At 60.6% G+C, this 24,866-nt stretch carries 23 protein-coding genes; 20 read left to right on the plus strand and 3 right to left on the minus strand.

The genetic code is table 11. The features are described from left to right. Positions 1-15 precede the first annotated feature (15 nt). Together queF and queC are read left to right on the plus strand one after the other, a co-directional pair. Positions 16-453: a preQ(1) synthase gene (queF, locus tag ACILSR_RS17460; protein WP_395751079.1), complete on the plus strand. Its 438-nt coding sequence runs from the start codon at positions 16-18 to the stop codon at positions 451-453. Then, entirely contained in the window at positions 450-1,112 is a 663-nt protein-coding gene (queC, locus tag ACILSR_RS17465; protein ID WP_395751080.1) for a 7-cyano-7-deazaguanine synthase QueC, read from the plus strand. Before queF ends, queC begins: the two co-directional genes overlap by 4 nt. Here queC and ACILSR_RS17470 read toward each other — a convergent pair. Beyond that, the gene (locus ACILSR_RS17470) at positions 1,094-2,569 is read right to left on the minus strand and encodes a sigma-54-dependent transcriptional regulator (RefSeq protein ID WP_395751081.1); all 1,476 of its coding nucleotides are present in this window, start codon (positions 2,567-2,569) and stop codon (positions 1,094-1,096) included. The genes queC and ACILSR_RS17470 overlap by 19 nt on opposite strands. 125 nt (positions 2,570-2,694) lie before the next feature. Here ACILSR_RS17470 and ACILSR_RS17475 point away from each other — a divergent pair, with 125 nt between their 5' ends. The 5 genes from ACILSR_RS17475 to ACILSR_RS17495 all read left to right on the plus strand — a co-directional run bounded on the left by ACILSR_RS17475 (position 2,695) and on the right by ACILSR_RS17495 (position 9,853). Continuing rightward, a complete protein-coding gene (locus ACILSR_RS17475; protein WP_395751082.1) occupies positions 2,695-3,291 on the plus strand; it encodes a TetR/AcrR family transcriptional regulator in 597 nt (198 codons plus the stop codon). 99 nt (positions 3,292-3,390) lie between these two features. Then, the gene (locus ACILSR_RS17480) at positions 3,391-4,557 is read left to right on the plus strand and encodes an efflux RND transporter periplasmic adaptor subunit (protein WP_395751083.1); all 1,167 of its coding nucleotides are present in this window, start codon (positions 3,391-3,393) and stop codon (positions 4,555-4,557) included. Positions 4,558-4,599: 42 nt separating this feature from the next. After that, the gene (locus ACILSR_RS17485) at positions 4,600-7,794 is read left to right on the plus strand and encodes an efflux RND transporter permease subunit (RefSeq protein ID WP_395751084.1); all 3,195 of its coding nucleotides are present in this window, start codon (positions 4,600-4,602) and stop codon (positions 7,792-7,794) included. A 16-nt stretch (positions 7,795-7,810) separates the two neighbouring features. Beyond that, positions 7,811-9,325: an efflux transporter outer membrane subunit gene (locus tag ACILSR_RS17490; RefSeq protein WP_395751085.1), complete on the plus strand. Its 1,515-nt coding sequence runs from the start codon at positions 7,811-7,813 to the stop codon at positions 9,323-9,325. Positions 9,326-9,418: 93 nt separating this feature from the next. After that, a complete protein-coding gene (locus ACILSR_RS17495) occupies positions 9,419-9,853 on the plus strand; it encodes a hypothetical protein (protein ID WP_395751086.1) in 435 nt (144 codons plus the stop codon). A gap of 28 nt (positions 9,854-9,881) precedes the next feature. Here ACILSR_RS17495 and ACILSR_RS17500 read toward each other — a convergent pair whose 3' ends face one another. Then, positions 9,882-10,859, minus strand: a complete 978-nt coding sequence (locus ACILSR_RS17500; protein ID WP_395751087.1) for a squalene/phytoene synthase family protein — start codon at positions 10,857-10,859, stop codon at positions 9,882-9,884. Positions 10,860-10,923: 64 nt separating this feature from the next. On the opposite strand from ACILSR_RS17500, the gene hemW reads away from it, so the two are divergent. Then, a complete protein-coding gene (hemW, locus tag ACILSR_RS17505) occupies positions 10,924-12,012 on the plus strand; it encodes a radical SAM family heme chaperone HemW (protein WP_395751088.1) in 1,089 nt (362 codons plus the stop codon). Position 12,013: 1 nt separating this feature from the next. Here the strand turns inward: hemW and ACILSR_RS17510 are convergent, their stop codons facing one another. Then, positions 12,014-12,565 (minus strand): DUF5362 family protein, encoded by a 552-nt coding sequence (locus tag ACILSR_RS17510; protein WP_395751089.1) that lies wholly within the window; start codon positions 12,563-12,565, stop codon positions 12,014-12,016. A gap of 117 nt (positions 12,566-12,682) precedes the next feature. On the opposite strand from ACILSR_RS17510, the gene ACILSR_RS17515 reads away from it, so the two are divergent. The 12 genes from ACILSR_RS17515 to ACILSR_RS17570 all read left to right on the plus strand — a co-directional run bounded on the left by ACILSR_RS17515 (position 12,683) and on the right by ACILSR_RS17570 (position 24,855). Further along, positions 12,683-13,450: an RDD family protein gene (locus tag ACILSR_RS17515; protein WP_395751090.1), complete on the plus strand. Its 768-nt coding sequence runs from the start codon at positions 12,683-12,685 to the stop codon at positions 13,448-13,450. Beyond that, complete coding sequence (locus ACILSR_RS17520) at positions 13,447-14,418, plus strand: stage II sporulation protein M (protein ID WP_395751091.1); 972 nt, start codon at positions 13,447-13,449, stop codon at positions 14,416-14,418. Before ACILSR_RS17515 ends, ACILSR_RS17520 begins: the two co-directional genes overlap by 4 nt. Positions 14,419-14,428: 10 nt before the next feature. Further along, a complete protein-coding gene (locus ACILSR_RS17525; RefSeq protein ID WP_395751092.1) occupies positions 14,429-15,913 on the plus strand; it encodes a DUF4129 domain-containing protein in 1,485 nt (494 codons plus the stop codon). Further along, positions 15,910-17,214, plus strand: coding sequence for a DUF4350 domain-containing protein (locus ACILSR_RS17530; RefSeq protein WP_395751093.1), 1,305 nt, complete (start codon positions 15,910-15,912; stop codon positions 17,212-17,214). Before ACILSR_RS17525 ends, ACILSR_RS17530 begins: the two co-directional genes overlap by 4 nt. Before the next feature lie 17 nt (positions 17,215-17,231). Continuing rightward, a complete protein-coding gene (locus tag ACILSR_RS17535; RefSeq protein ID WP_395751094.1) occupies positions 17,232-18,284 on the plus strand; it encodes an AAA family ATPase in 1,053 nt (350 codons plus the stop codon). 4 nt (positions 18,285-18,288) lie between these two features. After that, positions 18,289-19,593 (plus strand): DUF58 domain-containing protein, encoded by a 1,305-nt coding sequence (locus tag ACILSR_RS17540; protein ID WP_395751095.1) that lies wholly within the window; start codon positions 18,289-18,291, stop codon positions 19,591-19,593. 188 nt (positions 19,594-19,781) lie between these two features. Next, positions 19,782-20,918 carry a DegT/DnrJ/EryC1/StrS family aminotransferase gene (locus ACILSR_RS17545; RefSeq protein ID WP_395751096.1) on the plus strand — a complete coding sequence of 379 codons (1,137 nt, stop codon included), beginning with the start codon at positions 19,782-19,784 and terminating at the stop codon, positions 20,916-20,918. Next, positions 20,905-21,684 (plus strand): class I SAM-dependent methyltransferase, encoded by a 780-nt coding sequence (locus tag ACILSR_RS17550; protein ID WP_395751097.1) that lies wholly within the window; start codon positions 20,905-20,907, stop codon positions 21,682-21,684. Before ACILSR_RS17545 ends, ACILSR_RS17550 begins: the two co-directional genes overlap by 14 nt. After that, positions 21,671-22,630 (plus strand): glycosyltransferase family 2 protein, encoded by a 960-nt coding sequence (locus ACILSR_RS17555; protein ID WP_395751098.1) that lies wholly within the window; start codon positions 21,671-21,673, stop codon positions 22,628-22,630. The genes ACILSR_RS17550 and ACILSR_RS17555 overlap by 14 nt, the downstream gene beginning before the upstream one ends. Continuing rightward, on the plus strand, positions 22,627-23,082 hold the full coding sequence (locus tag ACILSR_RS17560) for a sugar 3,4-ketoisomerase (RefSeq protein ID WP_395751099.1): 456 nt from the start codon (positions 22,627-22,629) through the stop codon (positions 23,080-23,082). The genes ACILSR_RS17555 and ACILSR_RS17560 overlap by 4 nt, the downstream gene beginning before the upstream one ends. After that, positions 23,079-24,191 (plus strand): sensor histidine kinase, encoded by a 1,113-nt coding sequence (locus tag ACILSR_RS17565; protein WP_395751100.1) that lies wholly within the window; start codon positions 23,079-23,081, stop codon positions 24,189-24,191. The genes ACILSR_RS17560 and ACILSR_RS17565 overlap by 4 nt, the downstream gene beginning before the upstream one ends. Further along, complete coding sequence (locus ACILSR_RS17570; RefSeq protein WP_395751101.1) at positions 24,178-24,855, plus strand: response regulator; 678 nt, start codon at positions 24,178-24,180, stop codon at positions 24,853-24,855. Before ACILSR_RS17565 ends, ACILSR_RS17570 begins: the two co-directional genes overlap by 14 nt. Positions 24,856-24,866 lie beyond the last annotated feature (11 nt).

Here is a 24,866-nt window from a genome sequence, read left to right on the forward strand (position 1 = left end):
GCATTCTGCGCGGACATGAGTCAGGAAAAAGACCTCACATTGCTCGGACGTTCTGAAAACCGCCTGCCGGCCTCGCCGGATGTGGCGGTGCTGGAGACCTTCCCCAACCGCACACCGGGGCGGAACTACCGCATTCACCTCAGCGCGCCGGAGTTCAGCTCCATCTGCCCGGTCACGGGCCAGCCGGACTCGGCGCACCTGGAGATCTACTATATCCCAGACGCCACCTGTGTGGAGACGAAGTCGCTGAAGTTCTATCTGGCATCCTACCGCAACCACGCCTCCTTCAATGAAGCGATCGTGAACCGCGTTCTGGACGACATCGTGAAGGCCTGCGCGCCCAAGCAGGTCGTCGTAAGAGGGAAATTTGGCGCACGCGGCGGCATCCAGCTCACCTGCGAGGCACGCTTTCCAGACATCGAGGAAACCCTGCGCCTGCCGGACTGCGAATGAAAACGGTGGTGCTGCTCTCCGGCGGGATGGACTCCGTGACGGCCCTGCACTGGGCGCGACAGGAGCATGAAGTCGTGGGTGCGGTGAGCTTTGACTACGGCGCCAAACACAACCACCGGGAGATCCCGCTGGCGGCGTGGCATTGCGCGGACTCGGGTGTGAGGCATGACATCATCGACCTCGGCTTCATGAACGACCACTTTGCCTCCGATCTGCTGAAGTCCGGTGGCGAGGTGCCCGAGGGGCACTACGCAGACGAAAACATGAAGAAGACCGTGGTGCCTTTCCGCAATGGCATCATGCTCGCCATCGCCTGCGGTCTGGCTGAAAGCCGGGAGGCCCAGGCGCTGGTCATCGCCGCGCACGCGGGGGACCACACCATTTATCCGGACTGCCGCGAGCCCTTCATGCAGGGCATGGCAGCGGCCATGCGTGAGGGCACGTATGCGCACGTCGAGCTTCTGCGCCCGTTCATTCATCTGGACAAAGCGGGCATCGCGAAGCTGGGTGCCACGCTCGGAGTGGACTACGGCAAAACGTGGTCCTGTTACAAGGGCGGCGACCTCCACTGCGGCAAATGCGGCACCTGCGTGGAGCGTATTGAGGCTTTTGTGCTGGCGGGCCTTCCCGATCCCACGGTTTACGAGTCGGAAGTCTGATCCGGCGCGGCAGGTGTCCCCACGCGCCGACGGTGGGTGCGCACCATGTTCAGGTCCTTGAGCTTGCGCTGGAGGGTGCGGCGGCTCATGCCGAGCATCTCTGCGGCGACAGTGCGGTTGTTGCCGCTGCGCTGCAAGGCGGTGAGGATCAGCTGGTGCTCCGCCTCGGTGATGTCGAGATCGCTCTTCGGTTTGACCGCCGGATCAGCGCTGGCTGGCGTTGATGCGCCTTCTTTGCTGGCAATCAATGACGGCGCACGCAGGCCGATCCCGAGGCCGTGTGGATTGAGCAGGTAGGAGGGCAGGTGCTTGAGCATCACGCGGTTGCTGTTGCTCATGACCACGCCGTGCTCGATGGCGGCGCGCAGCTCGCGGATGTTCCCGGGCCAGTCGTAATTCATCATGGCGGGCAGGGCGTCCTCCCCCAGGGGCTTGTAGGTCTTGGCGTTGGCTTTGGCCAGTTCGCGCAGGAAGTGGTCCGCCAGGATGGAGATGTCGCTCTTGCGGGCGCGCAGGGGCGGCAGCTTGATGGTGACTACGCGCAGGCGCCAGTAGAGGTCCTCGCGGAATTTGCCCTCCTCCACCATCTTGGCGAGGTCGCGGTTGGTTGCGGCTATGACGCGCACATTGATCTGGATGGGCTTGCTGCTGCCCACGCGCTCGATCGTTTGCTCACCCAGGGCGCGGAGCAGCTTGACCTGCGTGCTGGCATCGATCTCACCGATTTCATCGAGGAAGAGCGTGCCGCCATTGGCCTGCTCAAAGCGGCCGATGCGGCGCTCCTGCGCGCCGGTAAAGGCGCCTTTCTCATGGCCGAAGAGTTCGCTTTCCAAAATCTGCGGGGACAGTGCCGCGCAGTGCACCGAGACGATGTTGGCCTTGGGACGGCCGCTGAGATTATGAATGGCGCGGGCCACCAGTTCCTTGCCGGTGCCGCTCTCGCCTTCGATCAAGACGGTGGCGCGGGAAGGGGCCACCTGCTGGATGGTGTCCAGGATCGGCTTCATCACCTCCGCCTGGCCAAGAATGCCTTCGATGGAGAACTTCCGCTCCACCTGCTGCTTCAGCGCCATGTTTTCGTGCTCCAGCGTTCGGCTGCGGAGGGCACGTTTGATGAGGATCTCCACCTCGTCCAAGTTCAGCGGCTTGGTGACAAAATGGTAGGCGCCCCGGCGCATGGCCTCCACGGCGGTGTCCACACTGCCGTAGGCGGTCATCATGATGCACACGGGCGGCTTTGGCATCGCCAGCGCGGTGTCCAACAGCTTCATGCCGTCGTCCTCACCCAGACGCAGGTCGGTCAGCATGACATCGATATGGTCATTCTTGAGGTACTCCATCGCCTCAGCGGCATTGGAGGCCACGTAGCAGTCGAAGTCATCCTCCAGAGACAGGCGCAGTCCGTCGCGGGTGTGCTTTTCGTCATCGACGATCAGGACTGTGGCTTGGTCATGCATGAGTGAAAGAATGGCACAGTATGGAAGGTGAAGTCTTCCGGAGCAATGACGGAGGCGGAATAATTCTTGACTGACCGTCTAGTCTGTTGCAAACCTCTGGCCAGTTACCGACAGACACCTCCCCCATGGGCCGCACCTCCACAGCCAAAGATCGCCTGATTGACGCCATGATCGAACTGATCTGGGCGGGCAATTACGGCAGCACCTCGGTGGATCACATCTGCGAGAAGGCGGGGGTGAAGAAGGGCAGCTTTTACCACTTCTTTGAGTCGAAAACGGACCTGGCATTGGCCGCCATTGAGCACGGGTGGGTGGAGCACCGGAAGGAGCTGGACCAGCTTTTCTCCCCGGTGGTGCCGCCGGTGGAGCGCATCATGAACTGCTTCCGCAGCTTTCGCCAGGAGCAGGAGGAGCTGTTTCAGAAGCATGGCCGCGTGCTGGGCTGTCCCATTCACTCTCTGGGGGCGGAGGTCAGTACGGTGGACGAGCGCCTGCGGGACAAACTGCAGGAGATTTTGAGCCAGTTCATCCGCTACTACGAGAGCGCTATCCGCGACGCGCAGGCGCAAGGCAGCATTGTCACTCACGATGCGATGGCCTTGGCACGAATCGTGTTTGCATATAGCGAGGGGCTGCTGCTCCACGCCCGCATGTGGAATGACTTGGGCCGCTTGGATGAATTTGAGTCCGGTGCCAAAGTGATCCTCGGCGTCAAAGACTGATCCTATCCTAATGTCCTCAAAGGCAGTGTTTTGCTGCCCTTCTTTCGTTTTCAAATTAACCAACCGGTCAACTTCACCCTCAAAACCCCCGTCCGCCCTGTGAAACTCGTCGCCTTCTCCCTCCTTTCTCTCGCCCTGGTGCTTGCCGCCTGCAAACCGCCTGCGGGTGGCCATGGCGGTGGTGGCATGCCACCGGCTCCTGTGACGATCGCTCCAGTCGAGCAGAAGGAACTCGTGGAGTGGGAGGAGTTCACCGGCCGGGTGGAGGCGGAGGAAATGGTGGAACTGAAACCACGAGTCTCCGGCTACATAACGGACGTGCATTTCCAGGCTGGCGCGCTGGTGAAGAAAGGGGATACGCTTTTCACCATCGACCAGCGCCCCTTCCAGACCCGCCTGCGCGCCACCGGTGCGGAGGTGGCGCGGGCGGAGGCCAATGCCATGGCGATGAAGCGTGAATTTGACCGCGTGCAGACGCTGCTGACCGCCAAGGCTATCGCGCCTGAGCAGGCTGAGGCGCGCGAGTCAATGAACCTGCAGGCCATCGCCGGGCTGGAGGCCGCACGCGCTGCGCAGCACAGCGCGGAGATCGAATTTGAGCACAGTACAGTGAAGGCTCCGATCAGCGGGCGCATCAGCCGCGCCATCACCACCACCGGGAACTTTGTCACCGCCGGTACCACGCTGCTGACGACCATCGTCACAGTGGACCCCGTGCATGTGTATGCGGATATCGACGAGAACAGCCTGCTCAAACTGCAGGCGATGCAGCGCAGCAAGACGACCCTGACCAATGGCGACGGTCGCGTGCCGGTGGAGCTGCAACTCTCCAATGAAAAGGGATTTCCGCATCGTGGCCATATCGAGTCCTTTGACAACCGTCTGGACGCCAGCACCGGCAGCATGGTGATCCGGGCCGAATTCTCCAATGCAGACGGTTCGCTCACGCCGGGCCTGTTTGCGCGCATCCGCATTCCGATGACGGGCAAGTATCAGGCGCTGCTGGTGGATGAAAAAAGCATCCTCACCGACCAGGCCAACAAGTACGTGCTCGGCGTGGATGAAACGAAGACGCCCGCCATCTCCGTGTACAAACCGATCGTGATCGGACCGAGCATCGACGGCAAGCGCATCGTCCGCTCCGGGCTGGCGGCGGGGGACAAGATCATCATCAATGGGCAGGCTCGTCTGCCACAGCCCGGCATGCCCGTCGCTCCAGGCACTCCTGCAGCTCCTCCTTCAGGCAAGGAAACAGCGGCCAAGTAACGGCGCAGAAGCGCCCGCATCATCCTCTTTAGCCACGCTGCCATGAACATTTCCCGTTTCTTCATCACGCGCCCCATTTTTGCTGGCGTCCTCTCGCTGCTGATCTTCATCCTCGGCGCCATCTCGCTGTTCCAACTGCCGATCTCCGAATACCCGGAAGTGGTGCCGCCCACGGTCATCGTCACGGCGACTTATCCCGGTGCGAATCCCAAGACGATTGCCGAAACGGTGGCATCGCCGCTGGAGCAGACGATCAACGGCATTGAGAACATGCTCTACATGTCCTCCCAGAGCACGGCCAATGGAGTGATGACGCTCACGGTCACGTTCAAGATCGGCACGGAGCTGGACCTGGCGCAGATGCAGGTGCAAAACCGCGTGGCGCAGGTGCTGCCAAAGCTGCCGGAGGAGGTGCGCCGCTTCGGTGTCACCACGGTGAAATCTTCGCCAAACATGACACTGGTGGTGCATCTGCTCTCGCCGAATGAACGCTACGATGAAATCTACCTGCGCAACTACGCCACGCTCAATGTGAAGGATGAGCTGACGCGCCTCTCCGGTGTGGGGCAGGTGAACATCTTCGGCGGCGGTGACTACGCCATGCGTGTGTGGATTGATCCCGACAAGGCAGCCGCTCGCGGCCTGACCTCCGGGGACATTGTGAACGCCATTCGCGAGCAGAACATTCAGGTGGCGGCGGGCACCATCGGCCAGCAGCCGACCCGGGATTCGGCCTTTGAGCTGACCGTGAATGCCAAGGGCCGCCTCATCAGCGAGGAGGAGTTTGACCAGATCATCGTCAAGATCGGGCCGCATGGTGAAAAGCTCCGCCTGCGGGATGTCGCACGTGCTGAGATGGGTTCAGGGGACTACTCACTCCGTGCGCTTCTCAATAACAAACGCGCCGTCGGCATGGGCGTGTTTCAGCTTCCTGGAGCCAATGCGCTCGCCGTTTCCGAGGCCGTGCGTCATTGCATGACGGAGCTGAAAAAGAAAATGCCGGAGGGCGTGGATTACGCCATTGCCTACGACCCAACGGTCTTCGTGGAAAAATCCATCGACGCCGTCATTCACACGCTGCTGGAGGCGCTGGTGCTGGTGGTGCTCGTGGTGGTGCTCTTCCTGCAGACCTGGCGTGCGTCCATCATCCCGCTGGCGGCGGTGCCGGTGTCGCTCGTGGGCACCTTTGCGGTGATGCACGCGCTCGGTTTCTCCATCAACAACCTCTCCCTCTTCGGTCTTGTGCTGGCCATCGGCATCGTGGTTGACGACGCCATCGTGGTTGTTGAGAACGTGGAGCGCAATATTCAAAACGGACTCAGGCCGCTGGCCGCCACGCAGCAGGCCATGACGGAGGTGACCGGCCCCATCGTCGCCACAGCGCTGGTGCTGTGCGCGGTGTTCATTCCCACCGCGTTCATCAGCGGTCTCAGCGGCCAGTTCTATAAACAGTTTGCCGTCACCATCGCCATCTCCACGGTCATTTCGGCCATCAATTCGCTCACCCTTTCTCCGGCTCTCTCCGCGGTGCTGCTGAAAGGCCACCATGACAAGCGCGACATCCTCACCCGTCTCATCGACGGTCTGTTTGGCTGGTTCTTCCGGCCGTTCAACCGCTTCTTCGAATGGTCGTCGAACATGTACGTGAGCATCGTGAAGCGCATCATCCGCTTCAGCGCCATCGCGGTCATCATCTACGGCGGGCTCGTGTGGGCCACGTGGAAAGGTTTTGAAATGGTGCCCGAAGGTTTCGTGCCTGCGCAGGACAAACAGTATCTCGTGGGCTTCGCCCAGCTGCCGGAGGGAGCCTCGCTGGATCGCACCGACGATGTCATGCGCCGCATGTCAAAGATTGCGATGGAGCATCCGGGAGTAAAGGACGCCATCGCATTCCCAGGTTTGTCGATTCAAGGCTTCACCATCAGTCCCAATGCGGGCATCGTGTTCGTGGGACTGGACAATTTCGAAGATCGCACATCGCCGGAACTGAGCGGCTCGGCCATTGCCGCCGCGCTCAATGGCAAGTTCATGGCCATCCAGGATGCCATGGTTTTCATGCTGAGCCCGCCTCCGGTGAACGGCATTGGCACGACCGGGGGATTCAAGCTCATGGTCGAGGATCGCGGCAATCTCGGCTACGCTGAGCTTTACAAGGCGACGCAGGCGCTCGCGGGCGCGGCGATGGGCAGCGGGAAATTCACGCCTCCCGTTTTGTCCGGCTACACCGTCAATGTCCCCCAGCTCGAAGCGGATGTGGATCGTGAAAAAGCCAAGATCCAAGGCGTGCCGCTGGCCAATCTCTTCGAGACGCTGCAAGTGAATCTGGGCAGTCTTTATGTGAATGACTTCAACCGGTTTGGCCGCACCTACCAGGTCGTCGCCCAGGCCGAGGAGCAGTTCCGGGATGAAGCCAGCGACATCACCCGGCTCAAGACACGCAATGCCGCCGGCGAGATGGTTCCTGTCGGCTCTCTGGTGAAGGTGAAAGAGGGCTTCGGGCCGGACCGCGTGACGCATTACAACGGCTACCTTGCCGCAGACCTCATGGGCTCGCCCATGCCGCCGCTGAGTTCAGGACAGGCCGAAGAGGTCATCGCAAAACTCGCGAAGGACGGACTGCCCGGAGGTTTTGATTTTGAATGGACTGACCTCACTTATCAAAAGATCATCGCCGGCAACACGGCCGTTTTTATCTACCCGCTCTGCATCCTGCTCGTCTTCATGGTGCTGGCCGCGCAGTATGAGAGCCTGCGCCTGCCGCTGGCCATCATCCTCATCGTGCCGCTGTGCCTTCTGTTTGCTCTGGCGGGTGTGATGATCACAGGCGGTGACAACAACATCTTCACGCAGATCGGCTTCATCGTGCTGATCGGGCTCGCCTGCAAAAACGCCATCCTCATCGTGGAGTTTGCGAAGGAGAAGTTCGACCACGGGCTCAGTCCGTTTGAGGCCGCCATCGAGGCCTGCCGCCTGCGTCTGCGTCCGATTTTGATGACGTCCATCGCGTTCATCGCCGGTGTGTATCCGCTCGTGGTCTCCACCGGTGCCGGTGCCGAAATGCGCCGCGCCATGGGCACCGCCGTGTTTGCCGGCATGATCGGCGTGACCTTCCTCGGTCTGTTCTTCACGCCCGTGTTTTACGTGCTGGTGATGCTGGGCCACAAGAAAAAGAAAGCCGCTGAATCTTCTGCCTCTGCTGCCGACGTCCCTGTCGCCGCTCTTCCTGTTCCTCATTGATCCATTGAACCCTGCCATGCGTTTTCTACTTCCCTTCCTCCTCGCGGCGACGAGTGCCGTCGCCCAGCTCGGCCCTGACTATGAGCGGCCGGAAACCGTGACGCCGCCGAACTACAAAGGCAGCGTCAAATGGCGCGAGGCGCGTCCGCTGGACACGCTGCCGAAGGGCGCGTGGTGGCGCGTGTTTGGCGATGCGCGGCTCAATGCCCTCATGGAGCTGGCCACGGCGAACAATCAGACGCTGAAGGCCTCCATCGCGCGCTTTGACCAGGCGCGTGCGGGCACGGGGCTGGCGCGTGCGGCGTTCTTTCCCACGGCGGATATCAACTCCGCTTTCACCACGCAGCGCACCTCTCCGAACATGCCCAGCGCCTTTCCGCTGAACGGCCTGCATTACGTGGGACCCAGCTACACCGTGCCGCTGGATTTTAGCTGGGAGCTGGACCTGTGGGGCAAGATCCGCCGCCAGAATGAAAGCGCGCGGGCCGATGCTGCCGCCGCTGCGAATCTCATGCAAAACGTGCTGCTGGGAGTGCACGGAGACGTGGCCACCAATTACTTCCGCATCCGCGCTCTCGATGGCGAACTGGCCACCGTTCGCGCCGCCGTGGGCTGGCGCAGACAGGCGCTGGACATCGCGCGTGCCCGTGTCAAAGCCGGTGCCGGCAGCGAGCTGGAGCAGGCGCAGGCAGAGACCGAAGTCGCTACTGCGGAGGCCGAGGTGAGCGCGCTGCAAAACCAGCGCGACCAGCTTGAAAACGCCATCGCTTTGCTCACGGGGGCCAATCCCGCTGCGTTCAAGCTCGGCAGCAATGCCAGCCTGCTTTCCAGCCCACCCGCCATTCCAACCGGAGTGCCCACGGACCTGTTGGAGCGCCGCCCGGACGTGGCCGCCGCCGAGCGCACGCTGGCCTCCACCACTGCGCAGATCGGTGTGGTCAAAGCGAACTTCTTTCCCAGCATCCGCCTCACCGGCCGTGCCGGTTACCTGAGCGGAGATGTCGAGAAGCTCTTCGAAATGGGCAGCATGAACTGGAACATCGGCCCCAGCATCAGCGTGCCGCTCTTCGCCGGCGGCAAAAACCGCGCCTACATGGAACGCGCCCGCGCCGCGCACGATGAGGCGCTGGCGAACTACCGCCAGGCCATCCTCGCCTCTTTTAATGATGTGGAGAACGCGCTGGCTGCCATGCGCAATCTTACCACGCAGACTGAGGCGCAGCACCGCGCCCGCGCCAGTGCGCAGGAGGCTGCGAAGATCGCCCACGCACGCTACGAAGCCGGCACCAGTCCGTATCTGAATGTCATCGAAGCCAACCGATCTCTGCTGTTGACGGAGCGCGCCTGCGCCACGCTGGCCGGCCAGCGTTTGATCGCCAGCGTGAGTTTGATCAAAGCGCTTGGTGGCGGGTGGGATCAGAGCCTTCCAGTGACAGTGCCTGCAAGTGCGCCTGATCCTGAAGCACGCAGCGTCACGACGGAGAAGAAAGGCTTCTTCACGAAGGTGAAGGGGTGGTTTAAGAAGGATTGAGGACTATGTTTGGGGGGCTTCTGCCCCCCAGGCTTCAAGAATTGGCTGAGCATCGTCTTGCCCAGTTCTTATGATGAAGTTTAATGTCTCGGCATGACTCGAAGCTTTTTGAGCGCCACCCCGATGAAAGTCTTTGGGCTGCTGTTTGGGCTGATCGTGGACGTCAGGTGGATTGACATGGGATTGTTCAGCGGTGTCTCATGGGATTCCGTGCCGTGGTGGTTGATCGGGATTTTGGTTTTCTGCTTTGTGTTTTTTGTGGCGTCTGTTTTTGCACGTCTGGTATTTTCCAGGGTAATGGAATCATGGGATTCATGGTTTCCGTCGAGTGAAGCGATGATTCGTCTGCAGGCCTGGGCTGATGAGCAAGTCATGTGGGCCTTGCCCGCTGCCGCTTTGCATTACTTGATCACACTGGCCCTGTGGCATGATACAGAAAGCCTGTTGCTGGCCTGGCTTCATTTGGTTTCTTTTGCGCTGTTCCTGATGTATCAGAAAGCAAAGCAACTGCTTAGCATGAGGTTCTAGATTGACGATGGGAAGCGCCTCAACGACGTCAACTTTCCGCCAGTTTCCTGTACAACTTTTCCATCGCCCCTGCGCTTCGGCACGCAATCGCCGCCTGCGCCAGGATGCTCGCCACATCCAAGCGTGAGATTTTGACCCCCTGCTGAATCTTCTCCCAGGGCGTTGCACGCATTTTAGCCACGGTTTGAATGCCGAGCAGCAGCGGCAGGGCGGTGGCGTAGCGGAGCTTGGCGTGGGTGACGTGCTGCACGTACTTCAGGCCGCATTCGAGGTGCTCGGTGCAGGTTTGCAGCCAGAGGCTCCATTCGGTTTGAATGTCCGCGGGCTGGCAGGGGAGGTAGCAGCGGCCGTCGCGGGTGTCCTCGCCGATGTCGCGCAGAATGTTGATGAGTTGGAGGCCCTTGCCCATTCTCCCTCCCCATTCCATCATTTGCTCAGTGGTCACTGAGGGATCGAGCGAGCCTGGCAGCTCCGTGGCGCAAAGCTGCGTCCAGAATTCGCCGACACATCCGGCCACGAGCCAGGTGTACTGATCGAGCTCTTCGGCGTTGGCGAGATTGCGAAGACGGCCGTCCGCAGGAAATCGGCGGATGTCCAGCATCTGGCCGTCGATGATATGCTCCAGCACGCTCTGGATGGCGGCGAGGGGAACGGGCGGCATGGTGCGCAGCCAGGCGATGCCGTCGGCAAATTTTTCCATGAGGCGGCGCTCGGAGTCATCGCTCTGCTGGGTGCAAAACTGCGTCTTCAGCGTCTGCGCGAGGCACTGGGCTTCACCGGTGCCACGCACGAGCTCGCGGTAGCGCTCCAGGCAGTCGAGCCGTACGGAGGCGCTCACCACGGCTGTGTCGGCGATGGTATCCGCCGTGCGTGCCAGCAGATAGGCCAGGGAAATGGGTTCGCGCAGCTCCTTGGGCAGCGCTTTCAGCGTGAGATAGAAGGAGCGCGATACCGACGCCAGCAGCTGGCCGCCGAGTTCGCGCTCGTGGTGGGTTTCGTCAGACATTGGGGGGCTGCTAGATTCTAGATGCTGGATGCTGGATCAAGCATTCTCTGCTACCATTCGCAGAGTGAAGCATCTTTACGTCCACATCCCTTTCTGCCACCGCATCTGCCCTTACTGCAGCTTTCACAAGCATACGCCGGGCGGCACGGACATGGTGGCGTTTGTGGATGCGCTGCTGAAGGAGGTGGAAAAGCAGCCGCTGAAGCCTCAGACGATCTTTTTTGGTGGCGGCACGCCTACGATGCTGAGTGAAAAGCACATGGAGCGCCTGCTCAGCGGGCTGCGGCAGCGCGTGGACATGTCTGAAGTGGTGGAGTTCACCATGGAGGCCAATCCGCGCAACATCACCGCTGCAAAAGCAGACATCATGCGCGATCTGGGCGTGACTCGTGTCAGCCTGGGCATCCAGTCCTGGGACAATAAGACGCTGAAAACTCTGGGGCGCGACCATACCTATGCGCAGGCCCAGAAAAACTGGGGAGTGCTTTGCGACGCCCGGTTCCCGAGTTTGAACATTGACCTGATGTTTTCCATCCCTGGACAGAGTCTGGAGACCTGGCGGGACACCCTCGAATCCACCCTCTGTTCGCGGCCGGACCACATCTCAGCCTACAATCTCAACTACGAGGAGGACACTGACTTCTTCCGCCGTCTGAAAACGGGCGAGTTCCGCATGGATGAAGATCGCGACGCGGATTTCTTCCATCTTGCGATCGACATGATGGAAGCGGAGGGCTTTGAGCACTACGAAATCTCGAATTACGCCATGCCCGGCTTCCGCTCCGTGCACAATGAGGCCTACTGGATGGGCGAAGACTACCTCGGCATCGGCCCCGGTGCCTTTTCCACGGTGAATGGCAGGCGCTGGCACAATGTGAAGGACACCCCGCGCTACATGGCGATGACGCTGGCTGGCGAAGACACGGCCACGGAGATCGAGGAGATCACGCCGGACAAACGCCGCACCGAACGCTTCGGCCTTGAGCTGCGCACCGCGCGCGGACTGCCGCTGGATTTGATCCAGCCTGAATCACGCAAAATGCTCGACATCCTGCGCGATCAGGGACTGCTCAGCTACGACGAGCACCACGTGCGGCTCACACGGGCGGGAAAGCCGCTGGTCGATCCTGTCGCGGTGGCGCTGATGGGGTAGATCAGCGCAAGGCGGCGGAATTGACGCTGGAAAAGGCCATGGCGAAAATGGCGATGAAAGCGACGACCATCAGGCAGATGCCAATGATGACCATGATGCCGTTGAACTTCCAGTAGCGGCGGTGTTCCGTCAGGGCAGCATCGAGATCGACGGTTGAACGGGATTGCTCGAGCTGGCCAATGCGGTTGGCCTGTTTCCACAATTTCATCGCAGGATAGATCATGAGAAGCATTATCGCTCCCATGTACACCGAAGTGCCCAGCATGGTGTACGTGAGGAATTTGGCGCCGCCAGGAAGTGCAGCGTTGCCTTTAAAGGCAGGATTGTTCTCAAACTGCGCGGCTCCCACGGTGCCGATCATCGCGTAAGTGAAGCTTAGAAACCCCATTCCCGCGCAGCCTAGCCACATGATGATCGACATGAAACGCAGCCAGGGCTTGGTGCCGGCCAGCTGGGCGATTGTGCTGGCGGCGACGGCGTCACCAAGGCCGCTTGGGGAGGAGCCGTATAGGTTGGCGGCCGGGGCGGAGTAGGGATTGGCGGGTGTTTCCATGATAGGTGGGAAAAGAAGGGGGGAATCAGGGCCGGGGGCATTATCCGGCATTCATAAAACTTACGAAAATAATTCGGTGGTTGTCAAAACCAAACGGAACAGCTTCATTGTCGCTCAATGGCAGCGGCACGCGCGGACACCTTGCAATCAGTCGAACTCGCAGATGGCGTGGAGATTCAGCTCCGCGTGGCGGGGCTGGCGGTGCGCAGCATGGCCTTCATGATCGACCTGCTGATCCGCATCGGTGTGGACATTGCGGCAGCCATTCTCATTTTTGGGTTTCTCCAAAGTGTGATTGGACTGGAGATGGCGCGGGGGTTGTCGCTGCTCTTCGCTTTCTTCATGGAGTGGTTTTACAACGTGATTTTCGAAGCCGGAGCCAAAGGGGCGACACCCGGGCAGCGCTCGATGAAGCTGCGCGTGATGAGCGTGACCGGAGGTCCGGTGTCGCTGGCACAGGCGGTGATGCGCAATTTCCTGAGGGTGGTGGATTTCATGCCGGGTCTTTACCTCACCGGCATCGTGTGCCTTCTCTTCACGAAGCGGTTTCAGCGGCTGGGAGATCTGGTGGCGAACACCGTGGTGACCTATGCCGAGGTGCCGCAGCCGGTGATGCCGAATGTGGAAATCCGTGCGGAACGCCGTGCGCCATCACAGGTGCTCACCCGCGAAGAACAGGCGGCGCTGCTGCAGTTTCTGGAGCGCGCGCCCATGTGGGCGGATGAGCGCAGGATTGAGCTTTCTTCGCTGGCGCAGCCCCTGACGCGCGCGGTTGGCATGGAAGGTCTGCGCCGTCTTTGCGGAATGGCCATGTGGCTGCGAGACCCGGAGGAGAAACGCGCGGCGCCGCCACCGATGAAAGGAGCATTTTCCTATCGCTCATGACACCGGCCCAATTTGAAAAACACATCGAGCCACGCTGGAAGAAGCTGGAGAAACTGCTGACGGATGCCGAGAAGTCGGTGCAGTCACACGAAATGGACGAACTGCCCTCGACCTTTCGCCAGGTGTGTCATGATTTGAGCGTGGCGCAGCACCGCATGAGTCCTCAAAGCCTCACGCAGCAGCTCAATTCGCTGGCCATTCGCGGCTATCGCATGCTGGAGCGCCGCAGTGCTGGGGGCTGGGAGTCGTTCATGCGCCTGTTTTTCGTGGAGTTTCCGCAGGCTGTGCGGGCTGACTGGAAGCTGTTCTGGTGGTGCACGGCCCTGTTTTATCTTCCGGCGGTGCTGCTGGCCGCCATCACACCCGCGTACCCGGAATGGTCCATGGCCATGCTGGGAACCAACGGCATGGCGCAGATCGAAAGCATGTATGGGGAGGCGAGCAAGCCTTCGGACTATGTGCGGGAGAGCTTTGGGTCCGGCTTTGCCGCGTTTTGCTTTTACATCATGAACAACGTCAGCATCGACTTCCGGACATTTGCCGGCGGGATCATGGGCGGTGTGGGGGCGCTGTTTGTATTGATGTACAATTCGCTGCACCTAGGCGCTGTGTTTGGCTATGTGCACTATTCGGGCAATCCGCTGACGCTTTACTCCTGGGTGATCGCGCATGGAGCGCCGGAGCTCACCGGATGCGTGATCTCCGCCATGGCAGGCATGCGGGTGGGGTGGTCGGTGCTGCGTCCGGGCAGGCTGGAGCGCCGTGCTGCGCTGGTGCTCGCCGGGCGCAAAGCTATGCCCTTGCTGATCGGGGCCGCCGTTCTGACCAGCCTCGCGGCCGTGCTGGAGGGGTTCTGGTCGCCGATGGACTACCCCCTGCCGATCAAATTTGGCGTTGGCACCTTGTGCTGGATTGCCGTGGCGGCGTTTCTCATGTTCAGCGGAAGGAGGCAAAAGGATGCGGCTTGAGGACATCACCGTGATACTGCGTCCGCGCCAGCCCTGGGAGGCCGTGGACCTCGGCTGCGCCATGGTGCGGCGGGATTATGGCGGCATCATTGCGCTGTGGGCCTGCACCGTATTTCCCCTGTGGGCGCTGGTATGCGTGCTGCTGCGTTCCGTTCCCGAAGTGATCCCGATGGTCGTGTGGTGGCTCAAGCCCCTTTATGACCGCATCCCGTTGTTTTTCCTGAGCCGCGCAGCGTTTGGTGTGCGGCCCACCTTCCTGGAAACCTGGAAGCAGTGGCCGCGACTGTGGATCTCGAACTGTCTGCCGGCATTGTTCTGGAGAAGGCTGTCCTTCATCCGCAGTTTTGCGCTGCCCGCACAGATGCTGGAGGGACTGCGCGGCTCGGCGGTCAATCAGCGGATCAGGACACTGGCCACGGACGGCGGGGGCTCCGGCTTCTCGCTCTCTTATGCGTTCTCGAAAATCGAACTTGTTGCATGGATCGGTCTGATGTTTGGCACTTACGGGCTGCTGCCGGAGTATGCGCGGCCAGACTGGGAGGGCCTCTTTGAGTCCATGGATTTTCAGACCACCATACCCAAAGGTTTTCTTTGGTGGGGCGCTGCCTGCCACATGGTCATCGTGACCCTTGTGGAGCCTTTTTACGTGGGAGCAGGTTTCGCGCTGTATCTGAACTGTCGCACACGCATCGAGGGCTGGGATGTGGAGCTGGCTTTCAGGCGCATGGCCACGCGCCTGTCCTCGGCGGCTGCGGCGGTGATCATCGCGCTTCTTGCGCTCATCTGCATGCCTTCGTCCTCCCAGGCGGCGGCGAAAACAGACCCTGCTGAAGCTGTGGAAAGCGTGCTCAAGCACCCTGACTTTGAGGTTCATAAGATGCCATCCCGAGTCTGGGTGCCAGATCTGGACCCGAAGGAAGCGGAAAAAGAGAAGGAAAAGGAGAAGGAGAAGGAAAGGGCCGATAACGGAAACTTCGATGGATCGTTGGGTTCGCTCCTCGCGCATCTTGGTTTGGGAGGGTTCAGCATCATATTCTGGGCCATTATTGCGGGCCTGGTGGCATGGTTGATCGTGTACCTGGTGAACAACCGGCATTTGTTTATTTCACGCGGTGTCAGCAGAGCTCCAGTGCGGGCGCCCAAGGTTTTGATGGGAATGAACATCACGCCTGAAAGCCTGCCCGATGATCTGGTCACCTGCGCGCGCAAGGCCTGGGCGGCGGGAGATTTTAAGGAGGCTCTGAGCTTGTTGTATCGCGGATCATTGTCGTGGCTGGTGAACCGCCGCCGGGTGCCGATCTCGGACAGCGATACTGAGGAAGACTGCCTGCTCCAGGTGCTGCAGGCCGGTGAAAAAACAGAGGCCGACTACTTCCGCCAGCTCACCGGAGCCTGGGTGCAGGTGGCCTATGCCGTCATGCCAGTGTCGAATGAAGAAATGGGGGCGCTCTGCGACAAGTGGCCGTTTTTGGAGAGGAAAGGAGGCGCGTCATGAAGCCGCTCTTCATGCGCCACCTGATGGCTCTCTGCGGGACGCTGCTGCTGTTCGGCTGCAGCGGCGGGCATTGGGAGGAGGTGGACCGAGTCACGGGCTACAAAGGCAAGGCTCGTGTGAATCCCTTCCTGGCCGCTGAGCGGCTGCTCGACTCTCTCGGTCACGATGCGCACACAACGAAGTCCCTGGCGAAACTGCCTTCGACAAATGCCGTCATCATGCTCTCCAGCGAAGGAGATCTGCCGGAAGGTCGTGCAAAGCAACTGCTGCAGTGGGCCTACAGCGGCGGCCATATTATTTATGTGCTTAGTGGCACGAGTCCGTACAATGACTTTGACCGTCCGTTTGGCTCCTACTTTTCCGCTGTGCTGCTGGAGGAGGAAAAGGATCCGTTCCTTGAGAAGCTGGGCGTAGGCGTGCAAAAGCGTTTTTCAGACGACGATCATAAGGACAACCTGGCAAAAAGCGAGGAGTCCGAAACGGACAAGCAGGAAGCAAAATCTGATGATGACGAGGAGTCCAAGTCCGAAAATGACAAGGATGCGAAGATCAAGGGGAAGAAGATCAAAGGCGACGAAGAATGGCTGGTGTCCGACCGGGAGGTGAACTGGAATGGCAAGACCTATAAGCTCAGCCTGGGCGGCTATCAAAACCTGATCCTCAAACGCAAGCTGAGGCCTGGTGAGTTTTCCGCCGGTTCCAAGAACGAGTCGCAGGCGCTGCATCTGAAGCATGGCATGGGCGCCGTCACCCTCCTGGTGCACGCGCGCCCGTTCCGCAATCACTGGATCGGAGAGCATGACCATGCGCGCTGGCTGGCGGCGCTGGTGGGAGATTATGGCTCCAAGGAGGTTCTCTTTCTCTCCCACTCCTCGGACAGTTTCTTTGGCCTGCTGTGGCTGCACGGGTGGAAGGCTGTGGTGGCACTGGTTTTATGCATCGTCTTCTGGCTCTGGATGCAGATGCCACGCTTCGGCCCGATGGCGGAGGTCGAGCTGGATTCCACCCGGCATTTCGCCAGTCACGTCGGGGCGCTGGGAGAATTTTTCTGGCGCATGCGCCGCGGTCCGGCACTGGTGCAGGCTGCACGAGAAGCCATCTGGGTGCGTGTGCGGGAGCACCATCGCTCGCTGGACGATGGCAGCCGCCAGATGAATGACCAGCTTGCCGAGGAGATCTCCCGCCGCACGGGACTTCCGGTGAAGCGGGTGGCGGCCGCGTTTGATGTGGCTCCTCCAGAAAGCGCCCACAATTTCGTCAATCTCATGCGTGACCTCCAGGCCATCCGCCGAGCTCTCTAATCTTCACCCTTCCATCCATGAATCCGATCCTCCCTGAACCCGACGTTTCGAGCCTCTACACGCCGCCGCCGCCGGCCGGATATCCTCAGCAGCCCAGTTATTACACGCCGCCGACCGTGCCCAAAAGCACCTCGGTGTTCCAGCAAATTCGCGCGGCGGTGGGCCAGGTCTTCGTGGGACAGGAAGAGGTGATGAACCAGGTGCTCGCGGCCCTGCTGGCAGGCGGCCACGTGCTGCTGGAAGGCAAGCCGGGACTGGGAAAAACGCACCTTGTGCTGGCCCTCTCCCGCACGTTTGGCGGCAGCTTCCGCCGCATTCAGTTCACGCCCGACCTCATGCCTTCAGATGTCTGCGGCCACACGCTCTTTGACATGGCCAGCGGCACCTTCCGTGTACGCCGTGGACCGGTGTTTGCCAATCTGCTGCTGGCGGACGAAATCAACCGCGCACCGGCCAAAACCCAGTCCTCTCTGCTTGAAGTCATGCAGGAAACGCAGGTGACGATCGACGGCGAGAGTCACGCGCTGCCTCCTCCCTTCATGACCTTTGCCACGCAGAATCCCATTGAACAGGAAGGCACCTACCCGCTTCCAGAGGCCCAGCTCGACCGTTTCCTGCTCAAGGTGCTCATCGACTATCCGGATGTGACCAGCGAAACCTGGGTGGTGAAGGCGGTGTCATCGCGTGCTTCGGGCGGCGGTCTTTCGGCATCGGTGGTACAGCAGGTCTGCACCCCCGAGGACATTCTGGCGGCGCAGGAGGAAGCCGCTGCGGTGCAGGCGGTTGAGCAGGTCGTTGACTACGCCGTGAAAATCGTGCGTGCCACCCGCCAGCACAGCGCCATTTCTCTCGGCGCCGGCACGCGCGGTGCCATCAGCCTCGTGCGAATTGCCAAATCCTACGCGCTGCTGGAAGGACGCAGCTACATCACCCCGGCGGATGTGAAGCGCGCGGTGCTGCCCGTCCTGCGCCATCGTGTGCAGCTCGCGCCGGAAATCGCGATCAGCGGTCAAAGCGTGGACGACATGCTGAACTCACTTCTGAAGACCATCGAGGCTCCCCGCGTCTAGTTTCATGCGTCCCACTCTGCTGCTGCTGAGGCTTTTCATCGCCTGGTTCGTCCTGGCCGTGGTGGCATGTCTTTGGGAGAACATGATTCTAGTCTGGCAGATCGCAGGAGGCGCGCTGCTTTTCGCGATGTTCGTGGATGCCTTTACGCTGCCGCGTCGGGGGCGCATCACCGGAAAGCGATCTTTGCCAGGGCGTTTTGCTCTGGGGGTGGAGTCGCCAGTCACGCTTACGGTGACGCATACCGCCAGCCGCACGCTGAAGCTGGAGTTGTTTGATGGCATACCCACGGCTGCGGAGGCGGTGGATCTGCCCTGCCGTGTGACCATTCCTCCCGGGGAGTATGCCGCCTTGTCCTACCAGGCCCGGTTTTTGCGGCGCGGACAGCATTTGTTCACTCCCGCGCACGTGCTTGTCTCGTCCGCTTTTGGTCTGTGGAAAAAGCTCCACTTCGTGGCTGGAGAGAGCGAGACCCGCGCCTACCCCAACTACGAACCTGTGGTCCGCTTTGCCATGCTGGCCATGGCCAATCGGGTGGAGCAGATGGGCATCGTGAAACGCCGCCGCATGGGAGCCTCGCTGGATTTCCACCAGCTGCGTGACTACCAGGACGGGGACGTTTTGTCCCGCATCGACTGGAAGGCCACTTCACGCCGTTCGACGCTCGTGAGCCGTGACTATGAGGAGACACGCAACCAGACCATCCTGCTGGTGCCAGACTGCGGCCGCCGCATGCGCGCTTTGGATGGCGGGCTCAGCCAGTTTGACCACTGTCTCAATGCGATGCTGCTCATCGCATTCATCGCCCTGCGGCAGGGAGATGAAGTGGGCGTGGTGGGCTTTGGCGGCGTGCAGCGCTGGCTGCCGCCGGTGAAAGGAGCCCATAGCATGCCCAAGCTGCTGAACCACCTCTACAACTACGAGGCCAGCAATGAGCCGAGTGATTTCATCGAGGCGGCTGAACGCGTGATGACGCTGCAGCGGCGGCGCGCTCTGGTCATTCTCCTGACCAACCTGCGCAGTGAGGACGGTGCCACGCTGGCCTCTGCCGTGGCTGCCATGCAGCGCCGTCATCTGGTGCTCACCGCCACTTTGCGGGAGCAGGAGCTTGAGGAACGTGCCGCCGCGCCGATCGATCATTTGCAGGATGCTCTGCAATATGGTGCCCTGACCCACTACTTCGGAGAACGCCGCCAGCTCATGGAGTCCCTGCGCTCCCGCCGAGTGCTCACGGTGGATGAATCGGCGCAGATGCTGCCGGTGGCGCTGGCCAACAAGTATCTCGATGTGAAAGCTGGTGGGCTGCTCTAATGGGCACCTGAGAAGAGGAGAGGATCGGAAAAAAGGGGGAATGTCTCCATGTCATAGCGGGAGATCTGCGGCTGCCCCTCGGCCAAAGCATTGGCGAACCGGACCTTAGTCGGAGGTTTATCCCAAGTAGTATTTTTCGCCACATGTAGCGTCGCTTGCGACAAGCTTGTCGTGGACTAAGATCGCGCATGCCCCGCCCTGCCCAGCACTGGTCCACGCTCTATCCGAAGGCGGATCTGCTCAGACATGAGGCGGCCGTGGCGGGGGCGCTGCAGCGTGTCTGCGCCAGCGGCAACTACATCTTGGGGAACGAAGTTGCGGCGTTTGAGTCAGAGTTTGCCGCATTTCTCGGAGTCGATCATGCGGTGGGCGTAGCCAATGGTACGGATGCGATCGAGGTGATTCTTTGGGCGCTTGGGATTGGCCCTGGCAGCAAGGTGGTCGTGCCATCCTTCGCCCCCTCTGCGGTGGCGGCAGGTGTGGCGCGGAGCGGAGCGGAGCTGGTATTTGCAGACATCGAGCCGGACACCTTGACGCTTTGTCCCGATGCACTGGCATCCCTGCTTCGTTCACCCGAAGGTCGTGGCGTTAAAGCAGCGCTGGTGGTCCATATGTTTGGCCACCCTGCGGACTGGGAGAGTCTGCAACTTGTGGCGGAAGAGCACGGGATCGAACTGCTGGAGGACTGTGCGCAGGCTCACGGTGCGATGTACTTTGAAAAGATTACCGGCACCCTTGGCCGTGCTGCCGCCTTCAGCTTTTATCCCACGAAAAACCTGGCGGCACTGGGAGATGCCGGAGCAGTGGCCACGAACGATGGCGAACTGGCGGAGCGGATCCGCTTGATCCGTCAGTATGGATGGAAGCAGCGCTACATCAGCGAGTGTGCCGGCATGAACTCACGTCTGGACGAAATTCAGGCGGCAGTGCTGCGCGTGAAGCTGACTTCTCTGCATGAAGGAAATCTGCAAAGGAGAAGACTGGGGGCGGAGTATGATGCCCGGCTGGGAAGCAGCCCTGTAGTGAAGTGCCCCACGGTGCTCGGCGGCTGCCAGCATGTGTACCATCAGTATGTCGTGCGCTCTGAACGGCGGGACGCACTGTTGCAGCATTTGCAGCGGGAGGGGATCCCGGCTGCCATTCACTATCCCGTGCCCTTGCATCTCCAGCCTGCATTTGCCTCGGGTGCAAACCGGGAGGCGCAGCCGGAGTCTGAGCGTGCTGCTGCAGAAGTCATGTCACTGCCACTGCATCCTTACCTGGCTGAAGAGGCCGTGGGTGCAGTCTGCGAAGCCATAGAAAGGTTTGACCATGCAGGCTCCTGAGTACGACATCATGCGCTCGGTGGAGGACCGGCACTGGTGGTACAGCGTGCTGCGCGATCTGGTGGAGCGTGCGCTGGCTGGCCGACTCGCTTCTCATAGCAGGCTGCTGGATGCCGGATGTGGCACCGGCGGCATGCTGGATTATTTGCAAAGACGGAGCGGTGACCTGGAAGTGACCGGAATCGATGTCGCGGAGCAGGCGGTGCGCTGCTGTAATCAGCGGGGGCTGACCACCGTGAGAGTGGCGGCTGTGGAAGCGCTCCCGTTTGATGACGCCAGCTTTGACGCAATACTCAGCCTGGATGTGCTTTACCACTCAAGTGTGAATGAAGAGCGGGCCCTGGCGGAGATGCGCCGCGTCCTGCGTCCGGATGGCCTGCTGCTGATGAACCTGCCCGCTTTTGCAGGATTGCGCGGCTCCCATGACGTGGCTGTGCATGGAGCCAGGCGCTATGCTGCATGTCAGGCGCGATCATTGCTCGAGCAGTCCAACTTCGCTGTGGAGCAGGTTCACTACTGGAATGCCTGGCTTTTCCTGCCGCTGCTGCTCTGGAGGCAAGTGAGCCGTCTGTCTGCCACACCTGCACGTGAAAGCGTCTCAGACCTGAAACTCACGCCTGCCTGGATGAACTCTCTTCTTGCAGGCATGGGCAGGCTGGATGCAGGATTTTGCCAGGAGTTTCACATTCCCTTTGGATCGTCGGTCTTTGCTGTCGCACGGAAAACTCAGTCCATGAAAGGAGGGGGGGCGCATGGCTGCAACTGATGCCCCTCCGGAACTGAGCTTCGTCGTTCCCCTCTACAACACGGGAGAAGGAATACGCAAGCTGCTGGATGCCTTCCGTGCGCTGGCCCTGACGGAAAGCTGGGAACTGGTGCTGGTGGATGATGGCAGCAAGGACGGCACGCCTGCTATGGCCCGGCGTCTGCTCGAAGATTTTCCGGCACCGGTGACCCTGGTGGAGCTTGCTCGTAATTTTGGCGAGCATGCTGCCGTCCTGGAAGGCTGCCGCCACGCGCGCGGCGCCATCGTGGTGAACCTCGATGATGATCTGCAGAATCCCCTCAGCGAGGCGATCAAGCTGTTCCATCATCTGCGTGATTCAGACGCGGAGGTGGTTTATTCGTATTATGCTGAAAAGAAGCACCACTGGGCGCGCAACGCTGGCAGCAGGCTGGCGAACGTCTGCGCCACATTTCTGCTAGGGAAGCCCCGGGACCTCTACCTCTCGAGCTTTCGAGCGATGCGCCGTGAACTGATCGGGCGGATCGTCGTTTATCGAGGCCCCTATCCTTACATCGATGGTCTCATTCTTGGTGCAACGAACCGCATCGCGACACTGGAGGTGCTGCATGCCGAACGCAGTGGCGGCGAAAGTGGATACACCCTGCGCAAGCTGATCCGTCTGGCCATGAGCCTGCTGTTTGATTTCAGTGTGATGCCGCTGCGTCTGGCCAGTGTGCTGGGCATGCTGCTCTGCGCCCTGGGCGGCGTGATCCTGGCTGAGGTGGTCATCGAACACCTTTTTGTGGGCCGGCGGCAGATCGGCTGGGGTTCCTTGATGGGTGCTCTGGCAGTCTTCAGCGGCGCTCAATTGCTGATGCTGGGGCTTATTGGTGAGTATCTCGGGCGCGCATTCCTGACCGTTTCCGGCAAGCCTCAGTCCCTCGTTCGCTCCATCACCCCTTTTGGAAAAAACCCTTCGGCATGATTCACGAGACCACCATCGGAAAATGTTCCGTTCGCGGAGTGCGCCTGTTTGAAATGCGGCACGTGCTCGATCCGCTGCGTGGCAACCTCACGGCGTTGGAGTTTGCCCGCGAGCTGCCGTTCGTGCCCCAGCGCATCTTCCTCACTTACGGCATACCTTCAGAGAGCACGCGTGGCGAACATGCGCACCGCTCCTGTGAGCAGTTCCTGGTCTGCGTCCATGGCGAGTGCCACCTCATGGTGGACGATGGAAAGAACCGCGAGGAGTTCTGTCTGAACCGGCCGACTTTTGGGGTGCTGGTGCCGCCCATGGTCTGGGCTCTGGAACATCTGCACTCACCAGATTCCGTGCTGATGGTCCTGGCATCCCGTCCTTATGAAACCGATGACTACATCCGTGACTACCAGGAGTTTGTGTCAGCCGTAAACCCCGAGCCCCGACCCTCCCCATGAACACAACCGCTCTTGATGCCGCGTTCCCAACGGAGGCGGAGAAGACAACGATGGCAGGCATATGGAAAAGCCTGACGAACCGTATGCGCAGCCACCCCGCATGGATGACGCTGGCGCTGACGATCCCTGCGACGGCAGGCATCGGCTGGCTGGACTACATCACGGGTTTTGAAGTGAACTGGTTTATCTTTTACACCGGGCCGATCTTTATCACAGTCTGGTGGGCGGGGGGAAGGTCGGGGAGGTATGTGGCGCTGCTAACCGGAGCGGTGTGGTGGCTGGCCAACAAGAGCACGAGTCCGCACTCGACAGAGCTGGGCTATGCGTGGTCTTTGATCAACCGGCTGGTGTCTTTTTACATCGTGGTGGTAGCGGTGTCGGCGTCACGTAACAAGCAGGAGGCGAACGAGGCTCAGATCAGAATGCTTGAGGAGCGGCGTCAGCTGGAAAAAGACATTGTCAGCGTCAGCGAGCACGAGCAGCAGCGCATCGGCCAGGATTTGCACGACGGCATCTGCCAGCAGCTTGCGGCGATCGGCTGTGCGGCGCGCGTGCTGTCCGAGGATCTGCAGGCGCAGGGTGTGCAGTCAGCGCAGGACGCGAGCATGATCGAAAGCTCGGTGCAGCAGGTGGTGCTGGAGGCGCGAAACCTGGCTCGGGGCATCTTTCCAGTGCACGTGGACCGCAGCGGACTGACAGCGGCGCTGGATGATCTGGGCAAAATGATGGGCCGCCTGACGGGCATCCCCATCGTGGTGAGCCACTGCGTGGACGTGTCTGTGGACGCGCCTGAGGTTTCCATGAATCTGTACCGCATCGCTCAGGAGGCGGTGGCAAACGCGGTGAAGCACAGCGGTGCCACCGAGATTGTCATCGACCTGAAGCAGGAGAATGGCTGGCTGGAAATGCGCGTGGAGGACAATGGGAAAGGCATGACTCAAACCCAGGGCCAGCGTGATGAAGGCATGGGACTGCGCACGATGCACTACCGGGCGCAGGCACTTCTTGCGAAGCTGGCCATCAGCCGGCGTCCGCAGGGCGGGACTCTCGTGTGCTGCCGCCTGCAGCTCGAAAAGATCAAACACCTCAATGACCATGAAAAAAAATGAAATGAAGACGGCAAACAGTTACAAGGTTCTTCTTGTTGAAGATCATCCCATGTTTCGCGAGCATCTCGGCCAGCTGATCGATCGCGATCTCGGCATGTCCATCTGCGGGGAAGCGGACAATATCCGCGATGCCATGCGGCTGATTCTCGAGACCAAGCCAGATATCGCCATTGTGGACATCACCCTGCATGGCTCCAGCGGGCTGGAGCTGTTGAAGGACATCAAAGCCCAGGGGCTGGACATCAATGTGCTGGTGCTCTCCATGCACGACGAAGAACTTTACGCGGAGCGCGCGCTGCGTGCGGGAGCCAAGGGATATATCACTAAGAACGAAGCCTCCACCGAGGTGATTGAAGCCATCCGCTGCGTGATGAAGGGGGATGTGTACGCGAGCCGTCAAATGACGGCGAAACTTCTTGAACGAATGACGCAGAAGCGAAACAACACCGAATTGGCCGGCATGGAAACGCTGGCGGACCGGGAACTGGAGGTCTTTCAAATGCTGGGCCGTGGGAAAAGCACGCGCGAAATCGCCCAAACGCTAAATCTGGGGGAGTCAACGGTCGAGACCTACCGAGCACGAATTAAAGAAAAGCTGCAGCTGCGGAGCGCTGCGGAGCTCTATCTGCGCGCTGGACAGTGGGTGAGGGATCACGGGGCGTAAGTTTGCGTCTG

The organism is Prosthecobacter sp. (assembly GCF_044222565.1).
Classification (GTDB): Bacteria; Verrucomicrobiota; Verrucomicrobiia; order Verrucomicrobiales; family Verrucomicrobiaceae; genus Prosthecobacter.